The organism is Peribacillus sp. NPDC055009 (assembly GCF_053608705.1).
In genome coordinates, this window is sequence record NZ_JBSGVZ010000005.1 from 125,311 (window position 1) to 152,245 (window position 26,935).

At 36.1% G+C, this 26,935-nt stretch carries 19 protein-coding genes; 18 read left to right on the forward strand and 1 reads right to left on the reverse strand.

Annotation, left to right across the window (positions count from 1 at the left end; translation table 11 throughout):
• The first annotated feature begins 98 nt into the window (after positions 1–98).
• Genes ACWF5P_RS10505 through ACWF5P_RS10515 form a run of 3 tightly spaced genes read left to right on the forward strand, consistent with a single transcriptional unit; the run spans position 99 to position 3,153 of the window.
• Positions 99–1,256: an acyl-CoA dehydrogenase family protein gene (locus tag ACWF5P_RS10505; protein ID WP_434169312.1), complete on the forward strand. Its 1,158-nt coding sequence runs from the start codon at positions 99–101 to the stop codon at positions 1,254–1,256.
• The gene (locus tag ACWF5P_RS10510) at positions 1,249–2,340 is read left to right on the forward strand and encodes an acyl-CoA dehydrogenase family protein (protein ID WP_434169313.1); all 1,092 of its coding nucleotides are present in this window, start codon (positions 1,249–1,251) and stop codon (positions 2,338–2,340) included. Before ACWF5P_RS10505 ends, ACWF5P_RS10510 begins: the two co-directional genes overlap by 8 nt.
• The gene (locus ACWF5P_RS10515; RefSeq protein WP_434169314.1) at positions 2,341–3,153 is read left to right on the forward strand and encodes an enoyl-CoA hydratase-related protein; all 813 of its coding nucleotides are present in this window, start codon (positions 2,341–2,343) and stop codon (positions 3,151–3,153) included. It begins immediately after the preceding gene.
• Positions 3,154–3,240: 87 nt separating this feature from the next.
• Here the strand turns inward: ACWF5P_RS10515 and ACWF5P_RS10520 are convergent, their stop codons facing one another.
• Positions 3,241–5,400 (reverse strand): sigma 54-interacting transcriptional regulator, encoded by a 2,160-nt coding sequence (locus ACWF5P_RS10520; RefSeq protein WP_452444842.1) that lies wholly within the window; start codon positions 5,398–5,400, stop codon positions 3,241–3,243.
• A 777-nt stretch (positions 5,401–6,177) separates the two neighbouring features.
• Here ACWF5P_RS10520 and ACWF5P_RS10525 point away from each other — a divergent pair.
• The 15 genes from ACWF5P_RS10525 (at position 6,178) to ACWF5P_RS10595 (ending at position 26,935) form a co-directional block, all read left to right on the forward strand.
• Positions 6,178–6,765, forward strand: coding sequence for an enoyl-CoA hydratase-related protein (locus ACWF5P_RS10525; RefSeq protein WP_434169317.1), 588 nt, complete (start codon positions 6,178–6,180; stop codon positions 6,763–6,765).
• Between the two features lie 114 nt (positions 6,766–6,879).
• A complete protein-coding gene (locus ACWF5P_RS10530) occupies positions 6,880–7,284 on the forward strand; it encodes a hotdog fold thioesterase (protein ID WP_434169318.1) in 405 nt (134 codons plus the stop codon).
• Between the two features lie 178 nt (positions 7,285–7,462).
• Positions 7,463–9,043: a long-chain-fatty-acid--CoA ligase gene (locus ACWF5P_RS10535; protein WP_434169319.1), complete on the forward strand. Its 1,581-nt coding sequence runs from the start codon at positions 7,463–7,465 to the stop codon at positions 9,041–9,043.
• Between the two features lie 152 nt (positions 9,044–9,195).
• Positions 9,196–10,401 carry a CoA transferase gene (locus tag ACWF5P_RS10540; protein ID WP_434169320.1) on the forward strand — a complete coding sequence of 402 codons (1,206 nt, stop codon included), beginning with the start codon at positions 9,196–9,198 and terminating at the stop codon, positions 10,399–10,401.
• 1,865 nt (positions 10,402–12,266) lie between these two features.
• Complete coding sequence (locus ACWF5P_RS10545) at positions 12,267–13,154, forward strand: enoyl-CoA hydratase-related protein (protein ID WP_434169321.1); 888 nt, start codon at positions 12,267–12,269, stop codon at positions 13,152–13,154.
• A 41-nt stretch (positions 13,155–13,195) separates the two neighbouring features.
• Positions 13,196–13,993, forward strand: a complete 798-nt coding sequence (locus tag ACWF5P_RS10550) for an enoyl-CoA hydratase-related protein (RefSeq protein WP_434169322.1) — start codon at positions 13,196–13,198, stop codon at positions 13,991–13,993.
• Positions 13,994–14,147: 154 nt separating this feature from the next.
• Positions 14,148–15,323 (forward strand): acyl-CoA dehydrogenase family protein, encoded by a 1,176-nt coding sequence (locus ACWF5P_RS10555; RefSeq protein WP_434169323.1) that lies wholly within the window; start codon positions 14,148–14,150, stop codon positions 15,321–15,323.
• A gap of 17 nt (positions 15,324–15,340) precedes the next feature.
• A complete protein-coding gene (locus ACWF5P_RS10560) occupies positions 15,341–16,198 on the forward strand; it encodes a hydroxymethylglutaryl-CoA lyase (RefSeq protein WP_421162157.1) in 858 nt (285 codons plus the stop codon).
• Positions 16,199–16,228: 30 nt separating this feature from the next.
• Complete coding sequence (locus ACWF5P_RS10565; RefSeq protein ID WP_434169324.1) at positions 16,229–17,422, forward strand: acetyl-CoA C-acyltransferase; 1,194 nt, start codon at positions 16,229–16,231, stop codon at positions 17,420–17,422.
• Between the two features lie 102 nt (positions 17,423–17,524).
• Positions 17,525–18,811: an acetyl-CoA hydrolase/transferase C-terminal domain-containing protein gene (locus tag ACWF5P_RS10570; protein ID WP_434169325.1), complete on the forward strand. Its 1,287-nt coding sequence runs from the start codon at positions 17,525–17,527 to the stop codon at positions 18,809–18,811.
• Positions 18,812–18,975: 164 nt separating this feature from the next.
• Complete coding sequence (locus ACWF5P_RS10575) at positions 18,976–19,887, forward strand: SDR family NAD(P)-dependent oxidoreductase (RefSeq protein WP_101221728.1); 912 nt, start codon at positions 18,976–18,978, stop codon at positions 19,885–19,887.
• Positions 19,888–20,183: 296 nt separating this feature from the next.
• Positions 20,184–21,746 (forward strand): AMP-binding protein, encoded by a 1,563-nt coding sequence (locus ACWF5P_RS10580; RefSeq protein ID WP_434169326.1) that lies wholly within the window; start codon positions 20,184–20,186, stop codon positions 21,744–21,746.
• A gap of 80 nt (positions 21,747–21,826) precedes the next feature.
• Positions 21,827–22,999: an acyl-CoA dehydrogenase family protein gene (locus tag ACWF5P_RS10585; protein ID WP_434169327.1), complete on the forward strand. Its 1,173-nt coding sequence runs from the start codon at positions 21,827–21,829 to the stop codon at positions 22,997–22,999.
• Positions 23,000–24,490: 1,491 nt separating this feature from the next.
• Positions 24,491–25,318, forward strand: coding sequence for a MerR family transcriptional regulator (locus ACWF5P_RS10590; RefSeq protein WP_101221730.1), 828 nt, complete (start codon positions 24,491–24,493; stop codon positions 25,316–25,318).
• Between the two features lie 129 nt (positions 25,319–25,447).
• Positions 25,448–26,935, forward strand: a complete 1,488-nt coding sequence (locus ACWF5P_RS10595; protein WP_434169328.1) for a UbiD family decarboxylase domain-containing protein — start codon at positions 25,448–25,450, stop codon at positions 26,933–26,935.

Sequence of the window (26,935 nt, forward strand, 5' to 3'; positions counted from 1 at the left end):
GTTTGTATTAAACGTGTATATCAAAAAGTTATTACAAGCAATGTACTCTTATTCAGATGAAAAAAGATCTAAAAAATTACGAATGAGGTGGTAAATGAATGAAAGGTTTGCATATACCAGTTGTTCAACTTCCTGAAAAGATAGAAGATTTAAGAAAAGAAATCAGACAGTTTATAAGTAATGAAATAGATAGTGGAGCAATCGAGCCCAGATGTGATAGCTGGCTGAGTGGGTTTTCGTCAGAGTTTTCAAAGAAAATAGGAGAACGAGGCTGGATTGGAATGACTTGGCCAACTAAATATGGTGGAAAGGAACGATCATCCATTGAAAGATTTATTGTTACAGAGGAATTACTAGCAGCAGGGGCACCGGTTTCTGGTCACTGGATTGCAGATAGACAGTCTGGACCGCTCTTTCTTAAATGTGGAACAGAAGAGCAAAAGCTGTTTTTTTTACCTAGAATTGCAAAAGGAGAATGTTACTTTTCAATAGGGTTGAGTGAACCTAATGCTGGTTCAGATTTAGCTGGAATACAATCAAGAGCAGTCAGAGTCGACAAAGGATGGTTATTAAATGGTAGTAAGATTTGGACAAGTGGGGCACATGTTTCTCATTACATGATCACCCTTTGTCGCACCTCTCCTCAAACTCAGGAAAATCGTCATGCAGGAATGAGTCAATTAGTTGTAGATTTGTCAGCCCCGGGAGTTACCATACGACCCATTCATTTAATGACAGGTGAACATCATTTTAATGAAGTGTTTTTTGAAAATGTCTTTATACCAGATGAAATGGTTGTAGGTGAAATTGGAAATGGATGGGCACAAGGGATGGCTGAATTAGCATATGAAAGAAGTGGTCCTGAACGGATTCTAAGTACTTATCCTCTTCTAAACGAACTAACGAATGAATTAATAGAAAAAGGGGATAAGAAAGGTTTAAATGAGGTTAGTAGAGTGATCTCTAGACTGTGGACATTACGAAATATGTCACTTGGAATTGCCAAAATGTTAGAAGAAGGAGTTCCTTCAAATATCATTGCGTCTTTAGTAAAAGATATGGGAACAAAATTAGAACAAGAAATTGCAGAAATCACCAGATTGGTTGTAACAGTAATGCCTTCCATTGATTCTGTATACCGATTAGAAAAGTTAATGGCTCAATCCATACTACAATCACCAGGTTTTACTTTACGTGGTGGTACAACAGAAATACTCCGAGGAATTGTTGCTAAGGGGGTAATCAATAATGAGTGATATACAAGAAATGATTATCGAGTCAACAACAAAAATTATGGAAAAATATTCAACAAAAGATGTAATTAACAAGGCTGAAAATGGCATTTGGGCAGGTGGGTTATGGAGAAAATTGGTGGATTTAGGAGTAATAACAGTTGCAATTCCTGAAGGCTTAGGGGGAAATGGTGGGGATTTTTCTGATGCATTAAGCATCCTGCATTTAGCAGGAAAATACTCAGCACCTATTCCTCTTGCTGAAACATATATCGCTAATTGGTTATTATCTGGGATAGGAGAACCTGTAACAGACGAAATATTAACGGTTTTTTACACAAAAGATATGCAACCTCTTCAATTTAAAAAAAGTGGCAATGGTTGGATTGTATCCGGAAAAGCAAAAAATGTTCCTTGGGCTCGTTTTGCTCAAAAATTGTTAGTCTTTGGGGAAACTACTGCAGGCCCAACCCTCTCACTCGTAAAATTAGAAAAGGCTGAAATAATACACGGGCAAAATCTTGCTGGAGAAGCAAGGGATGTGGTGATCTTTGAAAACGTCTTTATAGAAGATTGTAAGCAATTTGAAGTAAACCAAGATGAACAGGTGAAAAAAGTGCTTTATAGTGGTGCACTTACACGATGTGCCATGATGGCGGGTGCATTAGAAAACATTCTAAACTTAACTATAAATCATACTTCAGAACGTTCCCAATTTGGAAGACCTATCCACCGATTTCAAGCAATTCAGCAACAACTAGCACTGCTTGCTGGAGAAGTTGCAGCTGCTAGCGTTGCTACAAATTGTGCGGTTGAATCATATAATAAAGGCAAATTTTCAAAAGAAATAGCATTTGCAAAAATACGGGTTAACGAAGCGGCAGGTAAGGCAAATCAAATTGCTCATCAAGTACTAGCAGCTATTGGGTTTACTTATGAGCATACTTTACATCAGAGTACAAGACGGCTTTGGTCATGGCGGGACGAATTTGGTACAGAATCAGACTGGGAACAAATCGTAACTGAAGAACTAATAAAATTACAGAAAAATCAACTTTGGTCTATGATTACTTGTGTAGAAGATAATAGAAAAAAGGTGGGGAAATAAATGAAAGACTTAATCTTTACAGTTGAAAACAATGTAGCAAAAATTACTTTAAATCGTCCGAGTAGTTTAAATGCTTTCAGTGCAGAAATGATTGAGCTATGGATTGATGCATTGGAAACAGTTCGTAATTCTGAAGATATTCGAGTAGTTGTACTATCTGGAAATGGCCGAGGATTTTGTTCTGGTGGGGACATTAAATCGATGGCAGAAGGGCAAGGGTTTTTAAATAATGATGGAACAGAAGATTTAACATCAACTGCACTAGTACGAAAGAATTCGCTGTGGAAAAAAGTTCAAAGAGTTCCTCTTTTATTACAAGAAATTGATAAACCGGTTATCGCTGCTCTACATGGATTTGCATTTGGTGCAGGATTTGATATGACTTTGGCTTGTGATATTCGAATTGCAGCAGAAAGCACGAAAATTTCAGAAAGCTATGTAAAATCAGGAATCGTTCCTGGGGATGGTGCAGCTTGGTTTTTACCAAGATTAATTGGAACTGATAAAGCATTAGAGTTACTATGGACTGGCACCGTATTAACTGCACTAGAAGCAAAAGACATGGGATTAGTTACTCATGTTGTAGAGGATGAAAAGTTAGCAGAATTTGTTGATTGTTATGTTGAAAAATTAGTTCAAGGCCCACAAGCAACAATGCGTTTTACAAAAAGAGCTGTTTATCAAGGGCTGGATATGAATCTACGGACCTCTCTCGATATGATTTCGTCAGCAATGGGAATCGTTACAGAACTTGAAGATTATCATGAAGGTGTTAATGCAGCAGTTGCAAAAAGAAAACCAAACTTCAAATAATTTTATAACGTTTATGAAATCTTAATCTCTTCAAAATTAGCAAAAAGACTGAAAGCTATGTTTAAGCATTTTCAGTCCTTTTTGCTATTAATTAGAATTAGATTTCTTGAATTTTTTGTAAAATTGCGACCTGCTTATCCCCAAAAGTTTTGCTGCTGCTGTACGATTGCCTCCTGTTTGTTTAAGTGCCAAATCAATAGCATCTTTCTCTGCCTTATCTATATTGTTTTTATAAAAATCGGAGATTAAAGCTTCTTGAGATACTTCCTGTGTGGTGGACTCAAGATGTGATGGAGAATCTAAATTTCTAATACCTTTTGTTTTTTGTATATATTCAGGAAGATGCTCTATATCTATAATATCAGTCCTTATGCAATTCATCGCTCTTTCAATAGCATTTTCTAGTTCTCTGACATTTCCAGGCCAGGTGTGTAACGATAGTAACTTCATAGCTCCCTCAGTAATATTAACTTCTCCTAACCCCATGAGATGACTGAATTTTTTTGTAATAGATTTAGTAAGAATAGGGATATCCTCACTTCGATCTTTAAGAGGGGGTATATTAATGACAATAACATTTAGCCGATAATACAGATCTTCCCTAAATTCATTATTAGCAACCATTTGCTTTAAGTCTTTATTAGTTGCAGCAATGATTCGAACATTCACTCTTATAGTATCATTTCCTCCGACACGTTCAAATTCTCTTTCTTGAAGTACGCGGAGTAATTTCACTTGCATTGAAAGAGGCATATCTCCAATCTCATCTAAAAATAATGTACCATTATTGGCTAATTCAAATTTCCCAGGTTTTCCACCTCTTTTTGCGCCTGTAAATGCCCCATCGGCATAACCAAAAAATTCAGATTCCCATAACTCCTCAGGTATAGCAGCACAGTTTATCTTAATAAATTTACCGGTTCGATTAGATGCATTATGGATACCTCGTGCAAACAGCTCCTTGCCAGTTCCACTATCGCCCAAAAGAAGAACATTAGAAAATCCTGTTGCGGATTGTCGTGCGAAATGCTTTATCCTTCCCATTTCTTCATTTTGTGTTAGAATATCATCTAAATCAAAGGGCTTACCACCAATGAGAGATAGCTCACCCCGGTAAAATGAGACTTCTTTTTCTAAATCATTTAAAATCTTCACCACGTTTTTCCACTTGTTTAGGTCTTTGTAAATAATTTTAGCTATAGCCCCTACAAGCTGTTTTTCCTTATAAATTGGTGTTTTCTGAATAAAACAACGATGTTTACCAATTATCATGGCTTCAAGTTTTTCACTTTGAAAACCCTGGGCTAGAGCTTCTTCTAATTTTATTTCTGGGATAATTCGAGTAACTGGATGGCCTACAAGGTCATTTTTTGTTTTTCTCACAAATTCACAAGCTGCATCGTTGAACATTTCAATTATTCCGCTTTGATTAATGACTATATAGCCGTCATAAGTAGTATCCAGAACCGTTTGCAATGTGCGTTCTAACTTTTTGGTAATTTCGAGTTCGTTTGCTATTTGTTCATAATCGGTTAAATCTTGTATTAAGATAATCCCCCCCCAATCATTACTTTCATTAGAAAGGGATTTGTATGTAATAAGGAGCCTTTTGTCTTTAATTGAAATTCGGTGAAGCTGAATATCTATTACAGTGAGATCTCCGCTTGAAATATTAGTTAATTGTGGTAATACCTCGGTATAATGAAATCCGATACTCTGTTCTTTAGATAGATTGCACAATGATTCTGCTGCGTGATTTGTAATGAGAATCGTCCCATTATGATCTAAAGCCATGATGCCAGTTTGCATATGCTGAAAAAGAGATTCCAAAGAGTTTCCAAGAGATTCATATTTAGATTGATAAGCTTGTATAATGTTTTTCGTATCTAGAACTCCGGCAACTTGATTATCATCCGAGAGAACAACAGCCTGTCCAACCTTTTTTTGTTTTAAAAATAGGCGTACTTTGGTTAAATTATCATTTTCATTCACTGTAACTGCATCTTTAATAATAAAAGGAAGCATGTTTTCATCAATGGAAGCGTTTTCTGAAAATGCCTTGAAAATAGAGGAAGGTGTCATGATCCCAATGAAAGAATTTTTTTTGTCCATAACAGGCAATATCATTATTTTATCTTTTCGAAATATTTCCACTGCATCACGTATTGTATTATCTATGTACAATTTAGGAACATTTTTATTCATATAATTCTTAACTGTTTGAATAAAAGAATTTTTAACGAGCATGCTATCACTCACTCCCTAATAACTTAATTCTCAATAAGGCGCTAAAACTCTCAATTGTCGGAATATTGTAATTATAACATAAGTTTCTTCAAGGAATCTTGAAGAAACTTAATTTAGTCAATTGGGAGTATTTCGGTATGTTAGTGTTTTTTGTCATGGAAGTAGAACCTTATCATTAGTAAAAATAATGATTATGAGACTGAAGAGTAATCCGAGTAAACCTATTCCATTATAAGTTTAGTAAATGAAGATGTTATGCTTTATAGATTTGAGCGACCTTTTTAGAGAACAAATTTTAAGTGGGAATATAAGATAGTAATGATTGAAATTTTGAAAGAGAAACATATTTATCAATAAAATCAAGATTTCTACTAATCGAAGAAGAGGCACAACAATACCTCACGTTTAATTTTTTTTAAACACTTTACATATTTAATTTCTAGAAGACCTGTAGGATAAGGGAAAGTTTAGTAAAACAATTGAATTTTGCATTTTATGATAAATCGTTTTTCAAAAAGCATTTTTAATTTAACAATAGTTGTCTCAAAATAGAAACACTGTGCATTTTATTAAACAAATGTTGACATTGGCGTACAGTGGACACACAACTTAAATCTACATATGGTCAATAAACCCTGGAATTATAGTTGGCATGAAAATTGCAATAAAAAAGGTGCCTACGAAGTTTTGGTTTAGGGAAGCGAAACGACAATCCAATTTTACGAACTATGGTGGTACTCAGGCAATCAATAAATTTATTGTCAAGGGGGAAACAATTTGTCAAGAAAAGTTCTATGGGAAACTCAAGGACGTGTGGCAATCATTCAACTTTCAAATTCTCCTTACAACTGTGTAGACGATCAATTTTTACAAGATTTTGATCGAACCCTGGATGAAATCGAGCTGTCTAAGGACATTCGAGGATTGGTGATTTTAAGTTCAAATAATAAATTTTTTGCAATTGGAAAGAATGGAGGGAGGAAATCTGATGAAGACCATGAGGAAGACCTGCTTTATAAGATTTTGAAAAAATTAACGCTGTATTCATTGCCAACAATCAGTATTATTTCTGGTACTGCAATTGGAACCGGATTGGAAATTGCGTTAGCATGTGATTTGCGAATTTCCAGTGAATTTTCAAAAATTGGTTTTTATAGCCATATTAGTCCCTCATCTATTGGCAAGGAATGCTTAATCGAATTGACGAGCCCTTCTAAAGCAAAAGAACTAATATGGCTTGGACAATTAATCGGGGCACAAGAAGCAGTTGATATTGGTATTATAAATCGCATATTCCCTGATTCACGTTTAATAAACGAGGGGGTAGAAATGGTCAATTCAATTATTCAACAAAAAAATTATTAAATTCACAATATATTCTGCATTAAATTGGTTGATTAATATATTTAAAAATAAATGTAGTATTTGGTGAATCAGTGTTAATTATATTTCAAAGTGAAGAAAAAGAGGTGAAAAGTCATGCCATTAGACAATATTACGAATATCTTTGAGAATAGCCCCTATAACAAACATTTAGGAATCAAATTTGAAAAATTTGAAGAAGATTCCATAGTTTGTTCCATTAAGATCACAACTTCTCATTTAAATGTAAATAAAGCTGTTCATGGTGGAGTGTTCTTTAGCATCCTCGATTCAGTAATGGGTGCAACGATACGAACAGTGGTTAACCAGCCTATTGTGACAGTGAATATGAGTATCAATTATTTTGCTCCTCTTATGAATGGAGAAGAAATGATGGCAACAGCTAAAATCTTACAACAAGGAAATAGTATTGTAACCGCTGAAGGTTTGGTGAATGACTCTAAGGGGAGTGTAGTAGCAAAGTCAATTGGTACCTTTAAAATAATGCAAATGAATAGGTAAGGATATTGACATAGCCGCAATTCAATAAGTATGGATGTTAGAAATGAAATTGGTGTTTTTTGCATGCTTTAGTCAAATCTGAAGTCATGGCTTTAAAATCCCAGCAATTAAAGCTTTAAAAAGGTTGGCAAATTAAGGGTGAAAAACCTTCATTAAATTCCTTTAGAAGGGAGTAAATATGAAAATGATCAGGAAGCTCATGGCAAAACAATTACTTATTGGAGAAGCTTTAAAATCTGCTGCACATAATGTTCCGGACAAGGAGGCATTTGTATTTGAAGATCAACGATTAACCTATCAAGAACTCCTTAAACGTACCCTTCATTTATCAGAATGGCTGCAAGGAAGAGGAATCGGTAAAGATGAAAAAGTAGGTTGCTTATTCAAAAACGGATTGCCCTTTGTTGAATTATACTTTGGAGTTAGTTTGGCAGGCGGAGTATTTGTTCCAGTTAACTTCCGTTTGGTCTCGAATGAAGTAGATTATATTCTAAATCACTCAGATGTAAAAATATTATTTATAGAAGAAGAATTTATTGAGACCATCCGCGATGTAGTAGAAAAACTCACACAAATCCAGACGATCGTTATAGTAGGATCCCCGGATAAGGATTTAGGGAAGGATGTAATTTCATATCATTCTATATACGATACACCTACTATTAATCAATCTAGAGAACAACTGAGTGACGATGATGCTCACGCAATCATTTACACCTCTGGAACAACTGGAAGACCAAAGGGAGCAGTATTAACTCATAAGAATCTTTATATGAATGGAATGAATAAGCTCTATCATTCGCAAACCAAAAAGGGAAGCAAGCATTTGCTGATTCCTCCACTTTTTCACGTAGCGGCTTTATCACTTTTAGTACAGAACTGCTTGTTGGAAGGGACAATGTTCATTCACAGAGAATTCCAACCTGTAAAAGTTCTCAAAACCCTTCATTTAGAAAAAATCAACTCGATGTTCTTAGTCCCATCTATGTGGAACTTTCTTTTCCAAGTACCTAACCTATTAGAATATAACCTAAGTTCAATGACCAGTTGCTCGACAGGAGGGGCTATTTGTCCGGTAGAAATTAAGAAAAAAATAATGACTGTTTTTAAGAATGCAAAAATACATGAAGCATTTGGACAAACAGAAATGAGTCCGTCTACGACCTATTTATCTGGTGAAGATTCACTAAGATATAATAAAACAGCTTCTGTTGGAAAACCGTCTATAAATGTTCGTGTTCGGATTGTCGATGATGAAATGAAGGACGTACCTCTTGGTGAAGTAGGAGAAATTGTATACCAGGGTCCAACAATGATGAAGGAATACTATAAAAATATAGAAGCTACGAAGGAAGCCTTTAAAGGTGGCTGGTTCCACAGTGGCGACTTAGTCCGGATGGATGAAGATGGATATATTTATGTGGTAGATCGAAAGAAAGATATGATTATTAGCGGTGGTGAAAATATTTATCCAAAAGAACTAGAAGAGGTTCTCTATAGCCATCCTGACATTTTGGAAGCAGCAGTAATTGGAGTTCCAGATGTAGAATGGGGTGAAAGTGTAAAAGTATGCATTGTATTGAAGCCTGGAAAACAATTAACGAAAGATCAAGTTATTAAATTTTGTCAAAGTAGGATAGCATCTTATAAAAAACCGCGTTTCGTACAATTTATGGACTCGCTTCCAAGGAATGCATCCGGTAAAGTCTTAAAAACAGTTTTACGCTCATATGGTCACGAAACAAACTTCATTAACTAAATGAGTCCGTTTTGAGAGATTTAAACAATAAAAGCAACTGGGGTGTATGATTTCCAGATGAAATTAGTGTAATAGTTAGAATTTTTTACCTTAAGCAAACGAGTGGAATTTCGTAAACTAACAAATTAATTTTAATAAAAGGAGTAGAGAATGTGGGAGCACTTAGTGGAATTAAGGTATTAGATTTATCAAGATTACTTCCTGGACCTTACTGCTCACTTATGATGGCAGACTACGGAGCAGAAGTAATAAAAATTGAAGAGCCAGAGCGAGGTGACTATATACGTTGGAGAAAACCAGCTATTGAAGAAATAGGTGCTAGACATTTAACAATAAATCGAAATAAAAAAAGTGTTGAATTGAACCTTAAGACAGAAGAAGGGAAAGAAATTTTTAAAAAAATGGCGGAAAGTGCTGACGTCATTTTGGAAAGCTTCCGTCCTGGGGTAATGAGTCGTCTAGGGATAGGTTTTGATGAAATCTCAAAGATTAATAGAGGAATCGTTTATTGTTCATTAACTGGATATGGGCAAACTGGACCTTATCGCGATTTACCAGGACATGATATTAATTATATCGGCTACAGTGGAATATTAGGCTTAATTGGCGAAAAAAATGGAAAACCAGTCGTTCCTGGTGTACAAATTGCAGATATAGGTGGAGGTGCATTGATGGCTCTATCTGGGATCTGTATGGCACTATTAAACAAAGAAAGAACTGGAAAAGGGCAATATATTGATATTTCAATGATGGATGGTGCCGTTACCTGGTTATATGCTTCAGCATCAGATTACTTTGCTTCAGGAAAAGTTCCAGAAAGAGGGGGAAATCGATTAGATGGTCAATATGCATTTTATCAAGTATATGAAACAAAAGATAATAAATATCTTTCTGTTGGAGCTTCCGAAGAGAAATTCTGGAAGAAAATTTGTGAATTAATAGGGAAACCTGAATGGATTGAACTTCATGGAGGTAATGATGATGTTCAAGAACAATTAAAGCTAGAAATGTCAGAGGTATTCAAGAAAAAAAATCAGCAAGAATGGTTAGACTTATTAGCTTTAGAAGAGACATGCGTAGGACCTGTCAATGATATAGAGCAAATCTTTTCGGATCCTCAAATTATCGAAAGAGAATTATTTACCGAAATGAAACATCCAGTTGCCGGTAACATCAAGCAAATTGGATTTCCAATCAAATTTTCGGAGACACCAGGAAAAATACATGCTCACGCACCGATACTCGGAGAGCACACAGAGGAGATTCTTCAGCAATTAGATTATTCAAGTGATACCATTGAAAATCTCAGAATTAGCGGGGTAATTGGTAAGAAGGTATCAGGATCCGTCGTTAAATGATTGGCAGGGATAATTTATGGGTTATCACAATTTGATAAAGGAGAACATTTATATGGGCACTCTGTTTTAACTAAAGTTTGATATGGTTTTTCCGATGAAATTCAGGAGCTTCTCAGATAACCATCCGCACTAGAAGTATATGGGTTAATGGCCCATCACAAAGCGCATAACAAGGTGGAAAAACGCTTCCATTTTTAGTGAAGTCTTTTTAAAAGATTGTTGTTTTTTGAGATTTGGTGCTTGGCTAATCTAATATAAATGTTATTAAAGTGAGGGAGAGGAATCTATTTTAAATATCTTTGAAAGGTATATAAATTAAACGTTAATCGAAGCACGCAAATAAAAAGGCATGCCTTTTTGTTTGCATTCCATGTGGAAGAGTGAATTGAAAGACATTTTAAGTATTTATGTAGAATGTTAATTATTACATTTAAATAATACAGCAGTTAGTTGAAAAAATGATTAAATTTTGGGTTGACTATTCGTTAAATAAAATTGAAAAAATTATAAAAATCAAGTAATTTAAAACACCTTGATTTGGATTATTAAGGAATATTCGTCATTTAAAAAGCTGTCGGTTGGTTAAGGGGAGTCGATGACCTCCTCAACTCGCCCCAGGAGTGGTAAGACTGATATGTATGTCTTAACGGTTGACAACGATAAAGTCTTTGTTTGTATCTTTTAAGGCAACAATGTAATTTAAAGCTTTATCCTCATTGTCTCAACACAACTTGAATCATAAAAAGACGTAATACTACAATTAAGTAGTATTATCGGCATTATAAAGGGAAATTAGTGTTTGTTTCTAGAGTAGAGTCGACATTTTAGTCATCGATGAATTAGGGACTTTTATTGCTTTGTTATACTTGTGATCAGGAGTTTTGTGGAAATAGGCGAGATAGACTAATTTATAAGTGGTCCCCGATTAATAAACTTGATGATATCTTGTTCTATCCCGAATACCTAAATACCCACTTGGGAAATTGCCATAAACAACTGAACATTTTATTATCGGAGTTTTATTGGGTTACTTTTCCTTAATAGTGTGTCTTCCACAATCGGGCGCTTTAATGGCATAAGGATTACTGAAATGATCAAACTTTTTTATAAAAGAATGATTCAATTGAATATTGTAAGGGCGTGTTTGATCAATCTTATTTTCAAAACACGCTCTTTCATTTTGTTCGTTTATCAAGTTTCTAACTAGCAATTTGATCAAACTTTATTTCAAAGCAACATAAAGCTCTTTTACTCTTGGGCATATGTCCAATTCCCTTGAGTTCCTATTATCGAGACAGGTTAAGTTACTAAACACTAAATTGTCTATTGTAATGTATTGCTGTCTCCCAATTGATACATTTGTATCATGTTATTCGTTTGTATTTATGTACAAACATCAAGAGAAGTACATTATTTCGTGATTTTATAGTGAAATATAAATTGGAACGATTCTTGCGTTGTAAATAGTCAGAGAAGTACTTCCCAAAAAAAATACCCGAAAAAAGAATTCAATATTTAGTTTAATGGTAGCTTTATAATGCTGCGATTAAACTATTTACTTCAATGGGTCGTCTAGCCTTTTTCTTTTAAAATAGGATTTTAATTGTATCAGAATAAAAACACTGTCCGATTTATCGAACAACTTTAGCCAAAAGGTACAAGCTGTATAACTATCTAGTTTTGGGTTTTGGGTGGATAACACCTTAACTAGTTGATGGACTCTCTGGTACGGATACAGTGAGGTTAATCCACATCAAACGGATTTATTGACATATTTTATTAAAGGTTTAAATAATTTGGCATAAAAATTGCATACATATAATTGAAAACCTTATGAAAGGTATAGTAAATGAAAGTGAGGTTAATTGAGGGAAAGCAATAGCGGGGTATTTGGTAAAAAGGCATCAAAATATGACATGAATATTTTGAATTTTATAATAACAAAGGTGGTAAATGGAGGCGAACAAATTATGGCGTTTGTTGAATGGAACCGAGTTGGAAAAGAAGGAGTTATAGCAGAAATTGTATTAAATCGTCCAGAAGCCAGAAATGCATTTACGACAAAGATGGCTGAAGAGATTCTTGAGATTTGTCAAACAATAGACAAAAGTAATATTAGGGCTGTTTTGATGACATCCTCTAACGATACATCATTTTGTTCCGGAGCAGATTTAAAAGAGCGAAATAATATGACTGAAACAGAATGGAAGGAACAGCATGAACTATTTCAGAAAATGTTTAATAGCATTCAAGATATGAGGCAGCCGGTTATTGCAGTAGTAGATGGGTACGCATTAGCTGGAGGTTTTGAAATTGTTTTAAATTGCGACATGATTGTAGCAGCAGAAACCGCAATATTCGGGTTGCCCGAAGTAACAAGAGGAATTATGCCTGGCGGTGGAGGTACAAGATTATTGGCTAAACGAATTGGTGTTCATCGTGCAAAAGAATGGGTTTGTACAGGAAGTATGGTTTCCGGTGAAGAAGCTGATCGAGCAGGACTTTTAAATATCCTTGCGAAATCAAATGAATTACGAGAAAAAGCGCTAGAATTGGCTGGGAAAATTGCTGTTAATGCTCCTTTAGCTGTTCAAAATTGTAAAGCATCTATAGATGAATTATTTGGAATGCCAAATAAAGAAGCTAGGAAAATAGAAATAAGTTATTACAATCGATGTATCAATACCGAGGATCGTTTAGAAGGAGTCCGCGCTTTTGTCGAAAAGCGTTTACCACAGTTTTCTGGTAAATAAATTAGCATATTCATATAAAAGAAAAGGGTGTGAATAAAAAGGTGACGTATAAAAATTTGCAAATTACAACGCATAACGGAGTTTGTACTGTTAAATTAAATCGTCCAGAAGTCAGAAATGCTCTCGGTTTAGAAATGAGGGAAGAGCTAAGAGATTTTTTCACCCAAATGAAAAATAATAATGAAGTAAAAGTCATTGTTTTAACAGGTGAGGGGAAAGCTTTTTCAGCTGGTGGTGATTTAAGTGCTTTAAAAGAAATTGATGCTTTTACAGGAAGAAAACGGTTACAGTCTGGTCATGAAATGATTCATTCAATCTTAAATTTAGAAAAGCCTGTAATAGCGGCAATAAACGGTACGGCTGCCGGGGCTGGTGTTAGCCTTGCGTTAGCTTGCGATATGATTGTAGCTAGTCGTTCATCCGCTTTGATACAGAGCTTTGTAAAGGTAGGGTTAATCCCGGATCTCGGTTCTATTCACTTTTTACCAAGATTAATAGGCCGTCACCGTGCACTAGAGTTAATGTTTTTAGGGGAAAAAATTACTGCAGAACAGGCACAAAATATTGGAATCATTAATCGTGTTGTTGAAGATGATTTTCTAATGGGAGAAGTAAACTCTATAGCATTAAAGCTTGCTGAAGGACCTGATATGGCATTAGGTTTAATGAAAAAGTTAGTAAACAAAAGTGTTCTGACAGACATTAACGATACTCTTGAATTAGAGGGGTTTGCTCAAGGGATGTGTTTTGAATCAGATCATTTTAAAGAAGGTGTCAAGGCTTTCTTTGAAAAACGCAAACCTCAATTTCAAAAAACAAAAGCGCAAGCGCCTAGCTAAGGCTAGGGATTGCAGTCAAAAACCGCGACTTCCGGTCGCAACGGCTGCACATGCACGTCCTACCCTTCGGAGCTGTATGTCGTGCACTCTAAAGTAAGCATTTTATAATTTCCTAATCGAAAATCAATAAACTATTTAATAGGAGGAATTCTTTATGACAGCATCAACTGTAAAAGTAAATACTCAATTCCATGATGAATTAAGACAAAGCGTTCGCAATGTTTGCAGCAAATACTCTGACTCTTATTGGAGAGAATTAGACGCAAAATTAGCATATCCAGATGAATTTGTTAATGAGATTACTAGAAACGGATTTTTAGCTGCTCTTATTCCAGAAGAGTATGGTGGATCTGGTCTTGGAATAACAGAAGCTTCTATTATTTTAGAAGAAATTAATCGTTCAGGTGGAAATGCAGGAGCTTGTCACGCTCAAATGTACACAATGGGTACACTGCTTCGACATGGTAATATTGAACAAAAGGAGAAATATTTACCGAAAATTGCTGATGGCTCATTAAGATTGCAAGCATTTGGTGTAACTGAACCAAATACTGGTACAGATACGACGAAATTAACCACTTTCGCCGAGCGTAGAGGAGATAAGTATATTGTAAATGGACAAAAGGTATTTATTTCACGGACAGAACATTCAGACTTAATGATCTTACTTGTCCGGACGACTCCACTTGAGCAAGTGAAGAAAAAGACAGAAGGGCTTTCTGTTTTGCTAGTCGATCTTAGGGAAGCAATTGGTAATGGCCTATCCATTAAACCTATCCGTACGATGATGAACCATGCAACTACTGAGTTATTTATTGAGGATTTAGAAGTACCGGTTGAAAATCTTATCGGAGAAGAAGGGCAAGGTTTTAAGTATATTTTAGATGGTATGAATGCAGAACGTATTCTGATTGCTGCAGAATGTATTGGAGATGGTCGGTGGTTCATAGAGCGAGCTACAAATTATGCAAAAGAAAGAGTTGTTTTCAATCGACCTATCGGACAAAATCAAGGGATTCAATTTCCGATTGCTCGTGCACATGTAAATATAGAAGCAGCAGATCTTATGCGTTTTAAGGCAGCTCAATTATTTGACTCTGGTCAAAAATGTGGGGCGGAGGCTAATATGGCTAAGCTTCTTGCTGCAGATGCTTCATGGGAAGCAGCAAATTCTGCCCTACAAACACATGGCGGTTTTGGATTTGCAGAAGAGTATGATGTAGAACGAAAATTCAAAGAAACGAGATTATATCAAGTTGCACCTATTTCTACAAATCTAATTCTTTCTTTTGTAGCTGAACATGTTCTAGGATTACCGAGATCGTATTAATTCAGGGGGATGGTCCAGTGTTTATTCCTAAGGAAATTGAAATTATTGAAGTAGGGCCTCGTGATGGTTTACAAAATGAGCCCGAAGCGATATCGACAGAACAGAAGAAAGAATTAATTACCCAGCTAGCAAAAGCAGGATTTTCACGTATGGAAACCACATCTTTTGTTCATCCGAAGTGGGTACCGCAAATGGCTGATTCTGAGGAAATTGCACGTTTCTGTAATGAACTTGGAATTAATTATATTGCGTTAACACCCAACTACAAGGCCTTGGAACGCGCAATTGAAGCAAAATCCCCTCAAATTGCAGTATTTGTAGGGGCAAGTTCTGAATTCAATAAAAAGAATATTAATAAAACAACTTCAGAATCATTAGAAGAGTGTAAGCCAATGTTCGCCAGAGCAAAAAAAGAAGGAATGTTTATTCGAGCTTATATTTCAATGGCTTTCACTTGTCCTTTTCAAGGGCCTGTAATATTTGATGAAGTGAAAAATGTTTGTGAGCGCTTTATTGAGTTTGGAGCAGATGAAATAGATGTAGGAGATACAAACGGGCAGGCTGATCCCAAAATGGTGTATGAGCGATTTTCTAGATTACGGGACCAATATCCGGATACTACCTTTGTAGGACATTTTCATAATACAAAAAAAATGGCGTTAGCAAATGTAATCGCCTCTATGCAGGCAGGTATATCGAAGTTTGATAGCTCTGTTGGAGGTCTTGGGGGTTGTCCGTATACTCCCGGGGCAACGGGCAATGTTTCAACAGAGGAATTATTAAACATGGTCTCACGTATGGGGTGTCAAACAGGAATTGATTATAACGAACTAATAAAAGTAGGACCTTTAGCCAAAAGTCTTTCAACAAGGTAATAAATAACATATAAGTTAGGAGAGGTTAAGATGAGAAATGCAGTCATTATTGATTCTGTTCGTACTGCAGTCGGTCGAATGGGTGGAACATTAAAAGATGTAGAGGTTGATTATTTAGCTGCAAAAGTACTGGACGAAATTTTGATCCGTACGGGTATCGATAAAAGGGACATTGATGAAGTGATTATCGGTCAGGCAAAACAAAGTACAGATTCACCTAATTTGGCTCGCTTAGCACTTTTACGCGCTGAATTCCCAATTGAAATTACAGGGTATACTGTCCATCGTCAATGTGGATCCGGTATACAAGCTATGAATAGCGGGGCTCAGCAAATAATGTGTGGATTATCAGATGTAATAATTGCGGGTGGAGCAGAAAGTATGAGTACAGCACCGTTCTATCTCCGAAATGCACGTTTTGGATATAGAGCAGGAAATGGTGAAATTTTGGACCCTAATACTGAAAGTCAGCCACGGGCACAGCCTATTGAAACATACGGACATTTAACAATGGGTATGACAGCAGAAAACTTAGCAGAAAAATACTCCATTTCTCGTACAGAACAAGATGAATTTGCTCTTAGAAGTCAAGAAAATGCCCAAAGAGCTATATCGACAGGATTGTTTACCGATCAAATTGTTCCCTTTGAAGTAAAGACAAAAAAAGGATTGGTCCCATTTAAAGTTGACGAACATCCAAGAGAAACAAACATGGAAAAATTATCTCAGTTAAAGCCGGTTTTTAAAGAAAACGGTACGGTTACTGCAGGCAATACAAGCGGACGTAATGATGGGGCAGGAGTTGTATTGTTGATGTCTGACGAAGCGGCAGAACGCTTTGGTAAAAAACCGAAAGCGAAAATTATTGCTCAAGCGGCAGCAGGTGTATCACCAGAGATTATGGGAATTGGCCCTGCTCCTGCAACACGAAAAGCATTGAAACAAGTAGGATTAACAATCGATGATATCGGACTTATTGAGTTAAACGAGGCGTTTGCAGCACAGTCTCTTGCTGTTATTAAAGAACTAGGACTTAATATTGACCGTGTTAACGTTAATGGTGGTGCAATTGCTTTAGGTCATCCAATCGGTGGAACTGGTGGCGTTTTAATGACAAAATTGCTTCATGAAATGGAAAGACGTGGAGAAAAGTATGGATTAGTCACATTTTGCATTGGCGGTGGCTTAGGAATAACTACTGTAGTCGAGAATATGCAAGTTTGAAATATTTAATGGCGTTTTAAAAAAAATCTTAATAATCAAGTGCACGTTTGTTTAAAAGGCAATTCATTGATTTATTACAATAACGGCGGAGGTGAAATAATCATGACAATCAAAAAGTGGGCTACTCTATATAACACGCGACAAACAAGCGCTGAACAGGCGATTTCTACTATCCAGTCTTTTCAAAAGGTCTTTCTTGCACCTTTTTGCAATGAACCGCAAACACTAGTAGAGGAACTGGTTCGCCAAAAGGCACGTTTACAGAATGTTTATCTATATAATGCAGTTATTGGCAGTCCATGTATATATGCTGATCAAACGTGTCACTCACACTTTAAAATTCGTACTTTTTTGGGGTCTTCTCTCTTAAAAAGTGCATATATGAATTACGCATGTGACTATTTACCGGTTAATCTCTCAGAAATACCTCGCTGGGTAGACCAAGAAAAAATAGACGTAGCCCTTATACAAGTATCATCCCCAAACGATGAAGGCTATTGTAATTTAGGGTTGTCCGTAGATACAGTACAAACCTTAATTAAAAGAGCAGCAACAGTTATTGCACAAGTAAACAATGAACTACCTCTCACATATGGAGAGACACTTGTACATGTATCAGAGATTGATCAATTTGTGCTTTCCGATCGGCCATTACTTTCTATTCCGAATGGAAAACCGTCAGAAGATGATATGAAAATAGGAAGATACGTTGCAGAATTGATACCTGATCATGCTACCATTCAAGTAGGGCTTGGGAAGATTGCGGATAGTGTCTTAATATCTCTTAAATCGAAAAAAGGCCTTGGTATTCATTCAGGATCGATCACAGATCCTGTTACAGAGTTAATCGATCTAGGCGTTATTACGAATGAGCATAAAGAGATTAATCAGTATAAAACAGTATGTACAACTTTAACTGGAACAAAAGAATTATATAAATATTCCCACATGAATAAAGAAATTCAATTATACCCCTCAGATTATACACACAATCCTGCAGTTATATCAAAAATGCGTAATTTTCATTCTATCAATTCGGCATTAGAAGTTGATCTATCGGGTCAAATAAATGCTGAGCAAGTGGGCGATTTCCCAGTAGCAGGAGTTGGCGGACAAATGGATTTTATTCATGGAGCAAGACTTTCAAAAGGTGGCAAGGCTATTATTGCTCTTCCTTCCACAGCCAAAAAAGGGGCTCAATCACGAATAAAAGTTAAAATTCCATATGTTACATCTATTAAATCTGAAATTGATTACGTTGTAACGGAGTTTGGAATTGCATCTCTGTTTGGAAAATCACTCAGTGAGAGGGCACAAGCTTTAATAGCAATTGCTCACCCTGATTTCCGTGATGAACTTCATTCAGATTTTGAAAAAAATATGAGATAGGTTTTAAAAAAAATATAAACTTCACTTCTTAATGATACAAGAAGTGGCTAGAATCACCTCAATTACCAAGTATTTTAGAGTTTATTAGACAAATTTCAAATTATTAAATACCTAATTACTGGAAGGCAAATGCAGAAAGTAAAAAAATGAAGGGGTGGATAATTATGAAAAAATTAGAAAATAAAGTTGCGATTGTTACAGGCGCTGGACGGGGAATCGGAAGAGAAATATCCTTACTACTTGCTAATGAAGGAGCAAAAGTAGTCGTCAATGATTTAGGAGGCAGTTCTGATGGTAAGGGTAATGATACAAAAGTAGCAGACGAAGTTGTTCAGGAAATTAGAGAGTTAGGTGGAGAAGCAGTAGCTAATTACGAATCAGTTGCAGAATATGATAGCGCAAACAAAATTGTGGAAACGGCAATTACTGACTTTGGTCGTATTGATATTGTGGTAAATAATGCAGGAATTTTAAGGGATCGTATGCTTTTTAAAATGAGTGAAGAAGAATGGGATGCAGTCATCTCGGTTCATTTAAAAGGTTCCTTTAATATGACAAGAGCAGCTGCACCCTATTTCAAGGAACAAAAAAGCGGGCGATTTATTAACTTCACTTCAACATCAGGCTTAATTGGTAATGTTGGTCAAGCTAACTATGCTGCTGCAAAATTAGGGATTGCTGGTCTTAACAAAATAACAGCTTTAGACATGGCTCGCTATAATGTAACCGCTAATGCTGTAGCTCCATTTGCTTGGAGTAGGTTAATTGGCTCCATTCCAACTGATACAGATAAGGAAAAAGCTAGAGTGGATAAACTAAAACAGCTATCACCAGCTCACATTGCACCGTTAGTAGCCTTTTTATGTTCAGATGAAGCTTCTGATGTTTCAGGACAAATATTTGGTGTTAGAGGCAAGGAGATCATGGTCTTTTCTCAACCTCGTCCGGTTCGGTCAGTTTATAATGCAGAAGGATGGACGATTGATAGTCTAAATTCTATTATAGGATCTTTACAATCGAGCTTTACACCACTTGAAGTAAGTGCTGATGTATTCCCGTATGAACCGTTAGTTTGATGATTATTAATCAATTAGGTGCTTAATAAATAGTTTCACCAGCAGGATTTGCAAATTAGGAACGGTATTTATTAGTTGTAGATTGCTTTGTGAATTGTGCTTGAAACCGGGAAATAACCTATTAACAAACATTTAAAGATTATGCTGTATAGTAAAAAAGAAGGCTTTCTCTATACATCAACAGTAAATCTTAAAAAAGAAAGATATCTCAAACTATCAAATATCAGCTCCAGAGTTTGGTCAGCATATGAATGATAATAATCTGAAAGAACATTCATACTAGGGGGGAAGTGATTGTGATAAATATTGATAATATATCTCGACTATCAATCTACGAGATGTTAAAACAAACGGCGTTAGAATATCCTGATCAATTAGCTGTGATAGATGGTCGAATTAAGTTGAATTATACTCAGTTAAAGGAATTCGTAGATACTTTTGCCTCGGTCTTATATAAGAAAGGGTTTCAAAAAGGGGATCGAGTCGGTTTAATGGTACCAAATAGTATTCATTATATAATTTCTTATTATGCTACTCTGCGTTTAGGTGGAATTGTGGTGCAAGTTAATCCTTTATATCAAACATCTGAGCTCGAGTATATGCTAGATGACGCAAATCCAAAATGGTTCATTTGCGAACGGCATCAATCTGAAAAGTTCAAATTAATAAAGCGATTTGAAAACGTTAAGGTACTTTTCACTAAGGATGAGAACAACCTTGATCAAATATTATTAAAAGAAAATAATTCTGAACTTCCTCCACTAAATATTGATCCAAAAGAAGATTTGGCTGTATTACAGTATACGGGTGGAACAACGGGCAAATCTAAAGGAGTTATGCTGACACATTTTAATATAATTTGCAATATTCATCAATCTGGGGAAGTTATCTCAACGGTAATGAAAAAAGGTGAAGAGCGAATATTAGGTGTTGCACCTCTAACCCATGCTATGGCCATGACGAATATGAATAATACTGTACGAATTGCAGCTACATATATTATTCTAGATAAATTCGAAGTAAACAAGGTATTGCAGGCTATTAGTATATACAGACCAACTATGATGACAGGCTCACCTACTATGTATATTGCTTTATTGAACCATCCAGATCTAGGAAAGTATGACTTATCTTGCTTTAAAATCTGTGTTTCCGGTTCTGCCCCCCTTCCTGTAGAAGTCTTAAAAGAATTAGAACGAAAATCTGGAGCGCGTATTTTTGAAGGATATGGTTTATCAGAAGCAACAACATCAACTCATCGAACTCCAGTAAAAGGAGAACGGAAGATTGGTAGCGTGGGAGTCCCAATACCTTTAACAGAATCTAAAATAGTAAATGTAGAAACAGGTACTAAAGAGTTGGCGCCTGGCGAGAGTGGTGAGCTTATTATAAAAGGGCCGCAAGTAATGAAGGGTTACTGGAATAAACCTGAAGAAACCGCTCTTACGATTCGTGATGGCTGGCTATATACAGGAGATATAGCAATGCGTGATGAAGATGATTATTACTTTATAGTAGGTAGAAAAAAAGATATGGTCATTGCGGGTGGGTTGAATATTTATCCAGCTGAAGTCGAGGAAGTACTGTATCAAAATCCTGAAGTTGCTGAAGCGTGTACGTTTGGTGTGCCTGATTCGTACCTTGGTGAAAAATTATTAGCAATCGTGGTATTGAAAAAGGATGCAAGTATTACCGGAGAAGATTTAATAAGCTGGTGTGAAGGTCGATTGGCAAGATATAAAATACCACGAGTAATTGAATTTCGTGACGAGCTTCCTAAGACATCAGTGGGAAAAATTTTAAGACGCAAACTTGTAGAAGAGTTCAAAGAGAAGGTAGATTCACTGCCAAAAAAATAAATTTGATCCTTAAAAAATATAAACTTGGAATTTTACTTTATGTTTAAAACTACTAGTTAAATTAAAAGGAGTGTCTTTATATGAATTTTACATTATCATCCGAATTAATAGAAATGAAAAATACAATCAGAGATTTTGTTGATAATACAGTGGATCCCCTTGCTGATCAGATTGAAAGGGACGATAGAATACCAGATCATATAATGAAAATGAGTAAGGAACTAGGATTATTTGGGCTTAGCATTCCAGAGGAGTATGGTGGTTTAGGAATTGATATGGTAGGAAAATGTGCGATTTACGAAGAAATTGGTCGTACATCAAATGGATATACAACTGTTATTGGTGCTCATACTGGTATTGGTTCAGTTGGGATTGTTGAGATGGGTAATGAAGATCAAAAAATAAAGTATTTACCAAGGATGGCAACTGGAGACCTTATTGGAGCATTCGCATTAACTGAACCGAGTGCCGGTTCAAATGCCGTTGCCTTAAAGACAAAAGCAATCCGAAAAGGTGATAAATATATTCTTAATGGCTCTAAACATTATATCACGAACGGTCCTATTGCCGATGTATTTACGGTTATGGCTGTTACTGATCCTAATAAAGGAGCAAAAGGAATCACCTCCTTTATCGTTGAAAAAGATTGTAAAGGATTAGTGATCGGGAAAACTGAAGAAAAAATGGGACTAAGAGGCTCTCATTCTTCTGAAATCTTTTTTGAGGATTGTGAAGTTCCGGTAGAAAATGTACTTGGTGAAGAAGGACTAGGATATGTAAATGCTTTAAAAATTCTTGCGAATGGTCGTGCAGGTCTAGCGGCCCGAAACCTTGGCTCCTGTCAAAAGTTATACGAATTATCTGTCAAGTATGCACATGAAAGAGAGCAGTTCGGCAAACCAATCTTTGATCAGCAAATTATTCAGCATTACTTAGCTGAAATAGCATTAGACGTTGAAACATTAAGGTCTGTTACCTATAGAGTCGCTTGGATGGTTGATCAAAAAATGAACGTGATCAAAGAAGCAGCAATGGCAAAACTTCTTGGTTCCGAAATATATAATCGAATCGCGGACAAGGCTGTACAAATTCATGGCGGTATTGGATACATTAAAGATTTTCCGATTGAAAGATATTATCGTGATGCACGCATCACAAAAATCTATGAGGGAACTTCAGAAATTCAAAAGAATATTATTGCGGCTCAAATACACAGGGAATACTTAAAAACGGCACCATCCGTTTATGTTTAATTAAGGCTTACTAAACAAAAAGTCTAATAGTTAACAGCGAAGGCGCTTGGAACTTTAAAATTGGGATATTGAGGAAAGATATGAATCAAAAAACTGTTATTATTACAGGCGGTGGCAGTGGTATTGGAAAAGCATGGCTAAAATTCGAATAAGAGGTAGCTATTCCCATTCAAAATGCAAGTACCAGCATCTCAGTACCAGCAAAAGATGCATCTGGAAAAATATCCGTTACAAAAGTTACGCCAAACATGCCGACTATTAATCCAGTTGAATACTACACAACTAAAGGGAAAATGGAGAAGTATGCAAAAGTAACAGGGAAAATTGGAACAAAAATCTATTCAGCCAATGCTAATGCCTACGGAACATGAAATGTAAATTTTTCCAAATCCAAAAGTTGGTACTAAAATCATTTTAAATGAAACAGACACAAAAGGTCGTGTGAGTGTCAAAAGATCTGTCACAGTATCAAAGAATTTTGATAAAAAAAGAGCAGAGGTAAATTTATAGACTCTGCTTTTTTTTGTGTCAATGTAAGAGTTAAACTAAAACTCTTTTAGAAGGGCATTAACTTCGAATTTCAGAAAATAACGCGGTTTCAGCTGGAAATAGTGTAGAACGAAAAGAAGCAGGATATGTTTTGTGAATCACATTTGAAAAAATATTCATGAAAAACGATCGCCCAAGAGGTGCTCGTTTTTTAGTAGATAGATTGACGAAGTTCTTATTTAAGTCATGAATGCAAAAATTGACCTTTATAAAGAAATTGGAGGTAGTTTTGTAATAGCCTCCCCTCAACCGTCTGGGGTAGGATATTTTTTATTGGTAGCAGGCGATCCTAATAATCCGGCAGTCGGATTAACAATCGATGGTCCATCTTTTACCTTCCAGGGCAATCGTGTGTATTCTACTCGTTTTACTTCTCCTTCTTCTCCACCAGTTCCGAGTGTTTTTAAAATTTAGTTTCATTTGAGTTGACAAATTACCTGATTCAACCTATTTATTCTTCTAATCCCTCCGGTTTTTACAATCCAGAAGGATACAATTTATTATCGATATCTAGGGTGCGCAAGCTAGCTGTTTAGAATCTCCACCAATAGCCAATCAATCATTTATGTAAATAAAGCTGGTAATGATGTTACTGCTGACTATAGTGAAAAAATCCATTAATCCTTAAGCGACGGAACCCCCTGTCTTAGTATTTTTTATACTCAATTTAAAATTTAATCTATTGAATTTCACTTTCTCACCTATTGCCTAATTAATGAAGATGCTGATGTGATCCATTTTTTCGATAGGCAGGACCTTTAAAATCCATTCATTTTAAATGGAAAAATGGTAAAGTTAGAGGGGATTGAAGATTTCTTTAGAATACTGACCCTCTCCAAGCGGTTGTAGCTGCCGAATGGAAGGAGGGAAATTAAAAAATTAATATATGATATAAGACTTAGAAGGAAATTCACAAAAAGTATTTGCAGAGGAGTAGCGCATATGGACAATTACTTATCAATCAGTGAAATGGCTTCCATTCACAGTATCTCAAGGCAAACACTCATTTATTACGATAAGATCGGTTTATTTAAACCGGTACATATAGATGAACATGGTTATCGATATTATAGTGCCATTCAGATTCCGTTTCTAAGGGAAATTTGCTTTTTGAAGTCGATTGGCATCAAACTGAATGATATTAAGGACCATATAGGAAATCGGAATTTAACCACTGCCATGTCACTTTTGGAATTTCATCAAGAATTCATTGATAAAGAAATAAATGCCTTGATGAATACCCGTACATTTATTCAACAGAGATTAATGAAATATTCAGAAGCCAAAAATATTAAAAGTGAATTGGATAAACCTATTATAGAAGAATTTCCTGAAAGGCATGTCTTATTTATACCATTTGAAAATGATTTGTGCCGTGAAGAATTACATTTAACGCTTATGAAAGCTTGGAATGTATTAAGTAAACATGAAATGCTTCCGTCTGAGGGATTTGGCACGGTTATTTTAAAGGATAAACTTGGAATGGATGATGTTTTCGAGGGTGCGGGAATATATACTGCATTACCTTTTATAGATCCTGATATGGATAACATGATGACGTTGCCTGCTGGGCAATATGCCTGTGTATATAAATATGGAATGCCATATAACATTGAGTTTTTAAATGAATTGGTTCAATGGATCAGTGAAAATCACTATAGAATTATTGGGGACGTTGTGGACGCTTGCTTATTGGATACGACCTTTTACGAGAATGATAGTAGTGTTGATTTTTGTCAGCTGCAAATCCCTGTAGAGAAAATTACTTGAATTTTCAAATATCCATTGACTGTATAGTAGAAATACACTTTAGAATATCAATTGTAACCGATAACATATAGGTTATTTGAATGTGACTATACATAGGATACTGATCTTAAAGTGACAGGGGGATTTATTATGTCTGAAAAAATGAATAAAGTGACAGATTTACGTTCTGCGCTGGAACTACTGAAGTCGATTCCAGGACAATTGATTGAAACGGATGAACCAGTCAATCCTCATGCTGAATTATCTGGCGTGTATCGTCATATCGGTGCTGGCGGGACAGTGATGCGTCCAACAAAAATCGGTCCTGCCATGGTTTTCAATCATGTTTTGGGTCATGAAGATTCAAGCGTGGTAATCGGACTTTTAGCCAGCCGGGAAAGAGTCGGCCACATGCTGGATACAAAACCCGAGCGGCTCGGGTTCCTTTTAAATGAAGCTGTAAAAAACCCAATTGATCCAATCACCATTTCGAATGATAAAGCGAAAGCTCAAGAAGTGGTTCACTATGCAGAAGATCCCGGTTTCGATATTAGAAAATTAATACCTGCGCCTACGAATACAGAGGAAGATGCAGGTCCGTATATCACCATAGGAATGTGCTATGCCTCTGATTCAGAAACCGGTGAATCTGATATAACGATACACCGATTATGTTTACAAAGTAAAGATGAGATGTCCATGTATTTTGTTCCTGGCCGTCATTTAGAAGTTTTTCGTGAAAAGGCTGAAAAAGCAGGAAAACCGTTACCAATTTCCATTAGTATCGGTGTTGACCCTGCTATTGAAGTCGCTGCTTGTTTTGAAGCACCTACGACTCCCCTTGGCTTTAATGAGCTGAGTGTTGCAGGGGCGATCAGGAAAGAAGCGGTAGAGTTGGTCCAATGCTTGACAATTGATGAAAAAGCTATCGCGAATGCTGAATATGTAATAGAAGGGGAATTGGTTCCCGGAGTGCGCGTTCGGGAAGATCAAAACACCAATACTGGAAAAGCAATGCCGGAATTCCCTGGTTATACAGGTTCAGCTGTTGCGGATCTGCCTCTAATCAAAGTGAAAGCCGTAACGCACCGAGTCAATCCAATCATGCAAACAGTTATTGGTCCAAGTGAGGAGCATGTTAATATGGCTGGCATTCCAACTGAAGCAAGCATTCTGCAAATGGTGGAAAAGTCCATGCCAGGCAAATTATTGAATGTTTATGCCCATACTTCAGGAGGAGGTAAATACATGGCTGTTCTTCAATTCAAGAAAAGTCAGCCAAGTGATGAAGGGCGCCAAAGACAAGCTGCACTATTGGCATTCTCTGCCTTTTCTGAACTTAAGCATGTATTCATCGTGGATGAAGATGTGGATCCCTTCGATAGCAATGATGTTTTATGGGCGTTAAATACTCGTTACCAAGGTGATGTTGATACGGTTTTCATTCCTGGAGTGCGCTGTCACCCGTTAGATCCTACACAAGATCCCGCATACAGCCCTACCATTCAGGAAAAGGGAATTTCCTGTAAAACCATTTTTGACTGCACAGTACCATTTCATTTAAAAGATGAATTTAAAAGGTCCGAATTTAAAGAGGTGGATCCAAGTCGATTCATTCCTGGATTTTCCAATGCATAA

Excerpts from the sequence above, each read along its gene's own strand:
- ACWF5P_RS10535 (WP_434169319.1), top strand. The coding sequence starts at position 7,463 with ATGAAAATGATCAGGAAGCTCATGGCAAAACAATTACTTATTGGAGAA.
- ACWF5P_RS10590 (WP_101221730.1), top strand. The coding sequence starts at position 24,491 with ATGGACAATTACTTATCAATCAGTGAAATGGCTTCCATTCACAGTATC.
- ACWF5P_RS10570 (WP_434169325.1), top strand. The coding sequence starts at position 17,525 with ATGACAATCAAAAAGTGGGCTACTCTATATAACACGCGACAAACAAGC.
- ACWF5P_RS10530 (WP_434169318.1), top strand. The coding sequence starts at position 6,880 with ATGCCATTAGACAATATTACGAATATCTTTGAGAATAGCCCCTATAAC.
- ACWF5P_RS10515 (WP_434169314.1), top strand. The coding sequence starts at position 2,341 with ATGAAAGACTTAATCTTTACAGTTGAAAACAATGTAGCAAAAATTACT.
- ACWF5P_RS10575 (WP_101221728.1), top strand. The coding sequence starts at position 18,976 with ATGAAAAAATTAGAAAATAAAGTTGCGATTGTTACAGGCGCTGGACGG.
- ACWF5P_RS10595 (WP_434169328.1), top strand. The coding sequence starts at position 25,448 with ATGTCTGAAAAAATGAATAAAGTGACAGATTTACGTTCTGCGCTGGAA.
- ACWF5P_RS10505 (WP_434169312.1), top strand. The coding sequence starts at position 99 with ATGAAAGGTTTGCATATACCAGTTGTTCAACTTCCTGAAAAGATAGAA.
- ACWF5P_RS10565 (WP_434169324.1), top strand. The coding sequence starts at position 16,229 with ATGAGAAATGCAGTCATTATTGATTCTGTTCGTACTGCAGTCGGTCGA.
- ACWF5P_RS10510 (WP_434169313.1), top strand. The coding sequence starts at position 1,249 with ATGAGTGATATACAAGAAATGATTATCGAGTCAACAACAAAAATTATG.
- ACWF5P_RS10520 (WP_452444842.1), bottom strand. The coding sequence starts at position 5,400 with ATGCTCGTTAAAAATTCTTTTATTCAAACAGTTAAGAATTATATGAAT.
- ACWF5P_RS10555 (WP_434169323.1), top strand. The coding sequence starts at position 14,148 with ATGACAGCATCAACTGTAAAAGTAAATACTCAATTCCATGATGAATTA.
- ACWF5P_RS10585 (WP_434169327.1), top strand. The coding sequence starts at position 21,827 with ATGAATTTTACATTATCATCCGAATTAATAGAAATGAAAAATACAATC.